This is a genomic window from Mesorhizobium qingshengii (assembly GCF_027563465.1).
Lineage (GTDB): Bacteria > Pseudomonadota > Alphaproteobacteria > Rhizobiales > Rhizobiaceae > Mesorhizobium > Mesorhizobium qingshengii_A.
The window spans coordinates 342,861-351,835 of sequence record NZ_JAPFQA010000007.1 but is presented as its reverse complement, the minus strand read 5'-3'; the positions used below and the strand labels follow the sequence as shown (position 1 = coordinate 351,835).

The following is an 8,975-nucleotide window of genomic DNA, read 5'->3' as shown; positions in this document are numbered from 1 at the left end:
GCAATCAATGTTGCCTTTTTCGCCCTCTTGAAGAAAATTCTCGACGAGATTTCGCCATGTTGGGAAATATTTACCTCGGCATGCCCTGTGCGACGAATCCGTGCCGCCACTTTGGCCTATCTAGAAATAAGGAGTGTTGAGGCAAGGTCGCATGGGACTGGTCCAGCGATTTACTCGGCGGTAACAGGGAAATCGAAGCGCTCTTTCGCAAACGGCTCATTCACAAGTGTGAAGTGCCACCATTCGCGGGCATAGTTCACGAAGCCGCCGGCGCGCATGGCATCGACAAGCATTTTGCGGCTTGCCGCCGCTTCCTTGCCGAGGGGGCGGTAGGCGGTTTCGCTCATCGGGTCAAAGCAGTCGAAGCCGGTGCCGAAATCGAGCGTGTCGGCATCGACAGTGCCACAGGCCGGTTTCGGTATGGACCCACGAACTCTTTGGGCGATGGCAAGATCGACAGTCGAGCCGCGCGAATGCGCCGACAGGCGGGCGACATAGCCCTTGGCGAGGAGATCGCCGCGCCTGGCTTTCGGATACCAGTGCGGATCGGGTGGTCCGCCTTTTCCAGTCCATTCGCCCATGTCGGCCACGGCGCGGGCAGGGCGATAGCAGTCGAACACAACCAGCGTGAGGCCACGGGCGGCAATGGCCTTCTGAACGCCGGAGAGGGCTTCCGCCGCCTGTCGGGTGAGGATGCAGACCGGCGCGTCGTAGGCGGTCACCTTGCGGTGCAGGAAATTGTCGGATCCGGCGTAGCGGATGTCCTGGCGGATCGAGGCATCGATATCGGCAAGGCGAACAAAGCCGGCGGGCAAGGCGTCGGCCTGTGCCGGCAGAACGAAGGCTGCAACCGTCAGAGCGCAAAAGCCAATGCGCTGAATCGCCTGGCGCATTCTATTCAAGCAGCGCTTTCACTCGACAAAGACCTTCACACTGGCCGCCCGTCCCGCGGCGTCGATCACGGTCAGGGTCGAATAGCCGGCGCCGTCCGGCTGCCAGGTCGCGGTGCGGCGGCGGTCGATGCCGGTGAGCGGCTTGCCATTGGCCAGCCAGCGGAACGGCGCGCGGCCGCCTTGCAGCTTGAGCACCAGCGGCGAGGCATCGGCCGAGTTGGTGGCGAGATCGACGCGGGCGCCGTCAGGCGGAAAGATGATGGTCGGCGCGGGTTCGGTCACCGTTGCCTGCACCAGGCCGTCCGCGCCGGCGCCGAAGCGGGCGAGCGTTACCGGCAGGTCCTCCCGCTTGGGACTGAACACACCTGGCGGCTTGCCCGGCAACGGCACGGTGGCCAGGCCCGAGCGGACGAAGCCCTCGAACAGGATGGGGGCGGCCGAAACATAACCGGACAGGCCCGGCACCGCGCCGGCATCGGGGCGGCCAACCCAGACGCCCAGCACATAGCGGCCGTCGAAGCCGACCGACCAGGCGTCACGGTAGCCGTAAGAGGTGCCGGTCTTGTAGGCGATGCCGCGCTGCGAGGCACCCTCGGGCGGCTTGACGCCCGACAGGATGTCGATGATCTGCCAGTTCGCCTGATCGTCGAGGATGGTGGCGGTGGTGCGCTCGGCGGTTGCCGGCTCGGTGCCGTCATGCAGCGTGTGTGTCTTGCCGCCATTGGCGAGCCCTGTGTAGAGCTGGACGAGATCGCGCAATGTGACGCCGACGCCGCCAAGGCCGATGGCGAGGCCGGGCGCCTCGTTGACCGGCAGTATGGGGTTTACACCGGCCTGGCGGAAACGTGCGGTCAGGCGTGCCGGGCCGACCGCGTCGAGCACGCGGATCGCCGGCACGTTGAGCGACAGTTGCAGCGCCTGGCGGATGCTGACATCGCCCTGGTAGCCCATGTCGAAATTCTTCGGCCGGTAGCCGCCGAAATCGACCGGGCTGTCCTCGATCAGCGTTTCCTGCGCCACCAGGCCTTGTTCGAAGGCAAGCCCGTAGATAAAGGGCTTCAGCGTCGAGCCGGGCGAGCGCACGATCTTGGTCATGTCGATCCAGCCGGAGCGGCTGGCGTCGAAGAAATTGGCCGAGCCGACCTCGCCAAGGATATCGCCAGTGCGGGCGTCGGCCAGCACTATGGCGACGGACAGGCGCGGTCCAAGCTTGGTGGCGGCATCCCTCGCCACCTGTTCCAGCCCTTCCTGGACACTTTTGCGGATGGTCAATCGCAAGGGCTGGCCGGGCACCGCCCTGGGCAGCATCGCATAGGCGGCGTGGGCGGCGAGCGCAGGCAGCGTGCGGCGCAGGCCAGACACATCATCGAGCGCGGCGCGCGCCGCCTCGCGTTCGCCGAGCAGGCCGGAGGACACCATGCGGGTCAGCACCCGGTCGCGGGCGGCATGCGCAATCTGCAGATTGCGGTCGGGCCGGCGCTTTTCCGGCAGCTGCGGCAGAGCGACGAGCAGGGCGGCTTCCGAAACAGTCAGCCGCTTCGGCTCCTTGCCGAAATAGGCAAGCGAGGCAGCGCGCGCGCCTTCGAGATTGCCGCCATAGGGCGCTAGTGTCAGGTAGCGTTCGAGAATCTCGCGCTTGGACAGCCGCCGCTCGATCTGGATGGCGCGCAGCATCTGCTTGATCTTGGAGCCGAGGCTGCGGCTTTCGCGCGGTTCGATCAGCCGGGCCAATTGCATCGACAGCGTCGAGCCGCCGGAGACAATATGGCCGCTGGCGGCGAACTGGCCGGCGGCACGGGCCAGCGCCAGCACGTCGACGCCCTCATGATCCCAGAAGCGCTTGTCCTCATAGGTGACCAGCATGTCGACGAACTGTTTGTCGACCTGGTCGAGCCGGGTTTCGAGCCGCCAGTAACCGTCCGGCGTGGCGAAGGCGCGCAACAGCTGGCCGTCTCGGTCCTGGACCTCGGTGGAGACGGTGAGTTCCGCCTGGAGCGGGGGCGGGAAGGCGCGGTCGAGTTCCCAGAGGCCAGCGGTGGCGATTGCCGTGAGGCCGGCCAGGGAGGCTCCAGCAATGGCCGTGCGACGCAGGAATTTCTTGGGAAGCATGGCGCCACCCCTCATTGCCCTGCCGGGCATTTCTCCCCGTATAGAGACGGGGAGAAAGAAGCCTGCGCAGAGGCTTTCGCCAATTTCCAAAATTGCAGAATAGATGCTGATGATCGCGACAGCCACCTTCTCCCCGTCTCTATACGGGGAGAAGGTGCCGGCAGGCGGATGAGGGGCAGCGCAATCGTCCTGTTCATGATCGCCACCATCGGGCCTTACGGCGCCTTGATCTCCATCATGCCGGTGGCGGTGCGGGCCGAATATTGCGGCCGGTACATGTCCTCCACCGTTGCCGCCGGATGGGCATAGGTGCCCGGCGTCACCGCGCGCACCACATAGGCAAGCGTGATGTTGCGGTCGCCGTCGCCATCATTGGGGTTGAAGGCCGCGACGAAACGGTCGTCGCGGAATTCGAGGTGGGCGGCATCGGTCTGCGCCAGCCAGGAGAAGTTCGACAATTGCGCGCTGGAGACCAGGCCCGGATTGTCGATCTCGAAACCTGCCGGCAACAGGTCGGTGATCAGCAGGCGCGAAGGCCAGCTGTTCTGCTCGTAGATCTTGAGCACGACGACATAGCGTTCGTTCTGGGTCGCCTCGGTGACGTTGGCTTCGGTGCCGTCGAGCTTGTAGTAGGTGCGGTCGATGGTGAAGCCGTCGCCGCTGGCCGGCAAGGGCTGGATCGGCGACGCCACCGTGGTGACGACGGCCTGCAGCGGGGTCTTACCAGTGTTGGCGATGGTGAGCGGGCTGTCGACCAGGTCACTGCCGTTGATCTGGTCGGAATAGCCGCCGGCATGCGGCGCGCCATTGACGGTCAGCGTGATCGAATCATTGCCTTCCTTCAGCGCACGGGCCGCCAGCAGCATCCAGGAATCGTCCTGGGTGCTGGTCCAGCGGGCTTCGGCGCGTTCCCTGGTCACCAGCTTGATCAGCTCCGGCACGATCGTCGGCACCGGCTTCGATTCCGCCGCCAGCGCCAGCATCGCCGCGCCGTCACGCAGCGGCGAGCCATAGTCGGAGCGGTAGTAGTCATACTCGGTGGTCGATTTGGCGAGCTGCAGGGCTGTCCGGAACGTCGCTTCCGAGCGCTGGGTGTCGCCGTAGAGCGCCAGGCTCGCCGCCAGCTGGGCAACCGCCATCGGGCTCGAGAAGGCTTCGAGCTGGGTGTCGGCATAGTAGCGCAGATCGCCGATCGAGGCCTTCTTGTTGCGGGCCAGCACGTAGAGGGCGTAGGCAATCTCGCTGCCGCGGTCCTGTACGCTCTGGTCGTAGCCGAGCGAGTTCTGCAAATTGCCCAGCGCCTGGTTCATGGCCAGGCTCGGCACATCGTATTTCTGCTCGCGCGCCCTGGTCAGGAAGTCGGTGACGTAGGCGTCGAGCCACAAATCGCCAGAGCCCGGACCCCACAGGCCGAAGCTGCCGGCCGCGGCCTGGTAGCTCAGCACCTTGTAGATGGCGTCCTGGACACGGCCATGCAGGTCGGGGTCGCTGGCCATGCCGATGCCGGATGCCATCTCGTTGACGTAGAGAAGGGGCATGGCGCGGCTGGTGGTCTGCTCGGCGCAACCATAGGGGTAGCGGTCGAGCGTCATCAAGAGCGACGGCACGTCGAAGGCTGCCGCCTGCGAGACGCCGACGCTGACCGAGGCGCCGTCAAGCAGGCTTGCCGCCAAGAGCTCCTTGTCGACGCGCAGCGCGCCGCCATTGCCCTTGAGGTCGACGACCAGACGGGTGGTGACCGGCAACTGCGCCGGGCGCACCGGCACATAGAGCGTCTGTTCGACAGCGGTGCCGTCGGCGTGGGCAAGCTTGATGGTGATCGAGGCATTGCCCGCCGTATGGGCAACCAGCGGCACGGTCAGCGTCTGGCGTTTGCCTTTTGCGAGCGTCAGCTTTTCGGGCAGCGGCTTGTCGCCGGTGGACAGATCGCCCGTCGTATCGATCGAAAGCTTGTAGTCGCCGGCCGGGCCGTCGGTATCGGCGACGTCGAGGCGCATGACGGCGGCGTCGCCAGGCGAAAGGAAGCGTGGCAGGCCGGCGGTGATCACTATGGGATCACGCACGATGACGTCGGACTGGGCATGGCCGACCGCTTCCTTCGTCCAGGCGACGGCCATGACGCGCACGGTGCCGTTGAACTGCGGGATGTCGAAGTCGATCCGCGCCTTGCCGTCGGCGTCAAGCTGGACGGGGCCGGAGAAGAAGGCGACCAGCTTTTCGGTCGGCGGGCTGCCTTGCGTCTGCATGTTAGCGCCGTCACCGCCGGTCCTGAGCTTGCCGGTATTGCCCAGCGCGCCGTCGATCAGGCGGCCGTAGATGTCGCGGATCTCCATGCCCAGCATGCGCTGGCCGAAGAACCAGTTCTCCGGATCCGGCACCTTGTAGTTGGTCAGGTTGAGGATGCCGACATCGACGGCGGCAACCATGACATAGGCGTTGCTGCCCGGCTGCACACCGGCCACGGAAACCGGGATCGACAGTTGCTGGCGCGGCATGGTCTTGTCCGGCGGCGTCAAGGTGACGGCGAGCTTCTTCGAGCCCGGATCGACCTTCAGCCATTTCACGCCGATGGCGCGGGCCGGCATGCGCGTTTCCTGCGCATCGCCTGGCCGGAACAGGGTTGCAGTGACATAGGCGCCGGCGCCCCAATCATCGCCAACCGGGATGTCGACGGTGCTGCCGCCAGCCGGCACGGTCGCCGTGACGGTCTTCAACAGCTTGTCGGCGCCGATGTTGATCAGCAGTTCGCCGGCAAAATGCGGCGAGACCTTGAGCTTGGCCACTTCGCCGGCGGCATAGGTATCCTTGTCGAGGGCGATTTCCAGGCCATCGGGCGTTTCGGTGGTGGTCGAGGCGACATACCAGCCGGCATCGAACTCGTAGCTGGTCGCCGGTCCATCGGGATCGGATGTTTCGACCTCCAGCCGATACTGGCCCCAGTCGACCGGCACGGAGACGGTTGCGTCGCCATCGGCGCCGAGGTCGACCTGGCCGTTGGCGATCGACTTGGTGAAGGTGACCGGCTCGTAGTTCCAGGAGTTGTTGGAGCGGTACCATTGGTAATTGCGTTCGACCTTGACCAGCGTCCACTGCGCGCCCTTCAGCGCTTCGCGCTTGCCGTCGGGGTCGACGGCAATCAGGCTGAACTTGGCCGTGCCGCCCTGCGGCACTTCATTGTCGGCGAAATCCGGACGGATGCCGATCATATGGCCTTGCGGACGGATGCCGATGTTGAGCGAACGCTCGATGGCGCGGCCGCCGGTTTCGCGCATGCGCACCGTCACCTTGGCGTCGACCAGCTTGGTGGTCGAGGGCAGTTGCTCGACCGAGATCGGGAAGGTCACCTTGCCGTCGTCGCCAACCACCGGCAGACCGGTGAGGGGGGTGACCGAGGGTTCGGCCGACTGCTCGTCGGCGAGGCCGAAGGAAAAGCCCTGGAAGCGGTCCCAATCGCGGGACGTCGACAGCGTCAACTCGCCTTCCAGCGCGAGGCCCGCCGCCGGAGCGCCATAGAGGAAGCGGCCGTCAATGTTGATATTGGCGGTCTCGCCCTGCGCGATCTCCTTTTTGTCGGCGGTCATGTCGAATTCGATGCGATCCGGCACGAAATCCTCGACCAGGAACATCTGGCTGGCCACCGCCGGCTGCTTGGGGTCGGTGTAGATAGACACCGACCAGGTGCCGCGCATGGCGTTGGGCTCGAGCGGCAGGTCGACGGCATGGCCGCCGGCCGATGCGCCGTCACTGACGATGCGGCGGTCCTCGACGCCGTCGGGGCGCGAGAAGATGAAGGTCAGAGGCAGGTTCTCGACCGCCTTGGCGGCACCGTCGCGGGCAAGGGCGGCGACATGAACATCCTCGCCGGCGCGGTAGATGCCGCGTTCGGTCCAGGCATAGACGTCGAGCGCGCCGGGCGCCGCGCGTCCGGTGACGCCACGGTCGGACAGGTCGAAGCCGGCTTTGGACATGTCGAGGAAGACAAAATCATTGTCTCCCTGCTTCGCCATCAAAACGGCCGGAACCATGCCGCCATCGCCGCGCGTCAGGCCGGGGTTGAAGACGGCGTGGCCGTCGGCATCCGATGTCGCGGTGCCGAGAACCTCATTGTTCCGGGCAACCAGCGTCAGTTCGGCGCCCGCTATCGGCTTGGCGCTGCCCAGCGAACGGGCAAAGACGTTGAGCCCGTCCTGGCCGGTATAGGTCGACAGGCCGATGTCGGAGACGACGAACCACTGCGTGGCCATCGAGTTGTAGTCGTCGCTCTTTGCGTTGACGGCCTGGGCGGTCAGCACATAGACGCCCGGCTTGCGCTGCGGCAGCGCTTCGTCGACCGGGAAGGAGGTGGTGACCTCCTTGTTGAGGTCATTGACGATGTCGAGCTGGCCCTGCCAGACCGGCGCGCCCATCTGCTCGGAAATGTTGGAGATGTCATAGCCGTCGAGCTGGTGGAGGAACTGGTAGCCAGACAGAAGCTGGGCCAGCGAGCGGTCGCCGATGCGGTAGAGCTTCATCTCGGCGGCGTTCATGTTGACGGTGACGACCGGAATGCCGCGGCGCGCGCCGGCCGGCAGCACGAAGCTGTCGCCTGTGAAGCGGGCCGAGGGCGCCCGGTCCTGCACATAGATCGACAGCACCACAGGTGCGGCGGTCACTTCGCCGATGGCCGCCGGCAGGCCGGCGCGGAAGGTGACGTCGTAATGCTGGCCGTGCTCCAGTCCCTCGACGCAGATCTGCTTGTCCTTCGCCTCGACGCCCTTGGGCGGCGCGTTGTCGACCGTGACGAACTGCGCGTAGTCGACGCCGGTCTTGACCAGGTCCTCGGAGAATTGCGCGCAGATGCGCGGCGCGCTGGTGTCGGCGTCGACGGTGTGGTCGATGACGCGGAAACCCTTGCGGGCTTTCAGATCGGCATAGTCGGCCTGGACGGCCGGCGAGGGCACCAGCGCAAGGCTCGCCTCATAGGCCTGCAATGCCGGCCGGTAAAGGTCGCGCTTGTCGAGGCCGTTGCCGAGCAAAGCCAGTACCTCGGCGCGCGTCTTGGTGGTGCGCAGCAGCTTGTAGGCGTTGTAGGCGGCCGAAGTGCCGTTTGCCGGCAAAGTGGAGGCATCGGATGTGTTGGCGGCGGGCTGCACGGCCAGCGTTTCACGCGCCAGGGCAAGCCAGAGCTGGCCATCATCGGGCATGACCGACACGGCGCCTTCGTATCTGAGCATGGCGGAGCGGTGGTCGCCGGTAAGCACGGACTGCTCGGCCGCGCTCATCAGCGCCGCCAGCCCGTCGGTCGGCTTGATATAGGCCGGGCCGAGCAGCTTGTTGCGGTATTGCTGGGCCTGATCGGCCATCCAGTTGGGGAAGAAGGCGAGTTCCGGCGGTGCGCCGATGTCGGGGTCGCCGTCGATTTTGACGACCTTGCCGGCGACCGCCCCGTTGAAGGGTTTGAGCTGGTTGTAGTCGGATTTGAGGAAACACCATTTGGCCTTGGTATTGTACGTGAATGCGCGGCAGGCCGGATCGCCCAGACATGTCGTCTTGCACTGATCGAGCGTGACATTCTGGTCGGACCTGAGGTCAAAGCCAAAATAGTCGGAATTGACGGTCGTCGCGATTCGCCGGGCTTCGGCCGCTTGCGCGACGCCACTCCAGGCGAAGACATTAGCCCAGGCGAAAAACAGAAGGATCAGGATCGACAGACCACGAGCCGCGCGCATTGTCATAACACCCTCCAGACACTGCTGACGTCCGGGCATGATCAAGCTTCAGTCAAGCTTGTCAACACAGGGACGCGGCAGGGTTCCGCCTGCCAACGGTTTCCTTTCCGGCCAATGGCCGGTAGTACCTCCATAGGACAGGGGATCACGCTTTCTTGCGGCAAGCAAAGAGGTGTGAATTCCAAGCCCGTGCTATTTCAGACAATTGGATTGTGGCCCCTTTACGAGCGCTTCAGAACTTCATTCCAATTTTAGTTTTGTAACC

The 8,975-nt window shown here is 65.1% G+C and carries 3 protein-coding genes; all 3 read right to left on the bottom strand.

Translation table 11 applies throughout. From position 1 onward, the window contains the following. Positions 1-170: 170 nt before the first annotated feature. Entirely contained in the window at positions 171-893 is a 723-nt protein-coding gene (locus OOJ09_RS18515; RefSeq protein ID WP_269906556.1) for a M15 family metallopeptidase, read from the bottom strand. A gap of 18 nt (positions 894-911) precedes the next feature. After that, the gene (gene pbpC, locus OOJ09_RS18510; RefSeq protein ID WP_269906555.1) at positions 912-3,002 is read right to left on the bottom strand and encodes a penicillin-binding protein 1C; all 2,091 of its coding nucleotides are present in this window, start codon (positions 3,000-3,002) and stop codon (positions 912-914) included. Between the two features lie 215 nt (positions 3,003-3,217). Continuing rightward, positions 3,218-8,716, bottom strand: a complete 5,499-nt coding sequence (locus tag OOJ09_RS18505; protein ID WP_269906554.1) for an alpha-2-macroglobulin family protein — start codon at positions 8,714-8,716, stop codon at positions 3,218-3,220. Between the last annotated feature and the right edge of the window lie 259 nt (positions 8,717-8,975).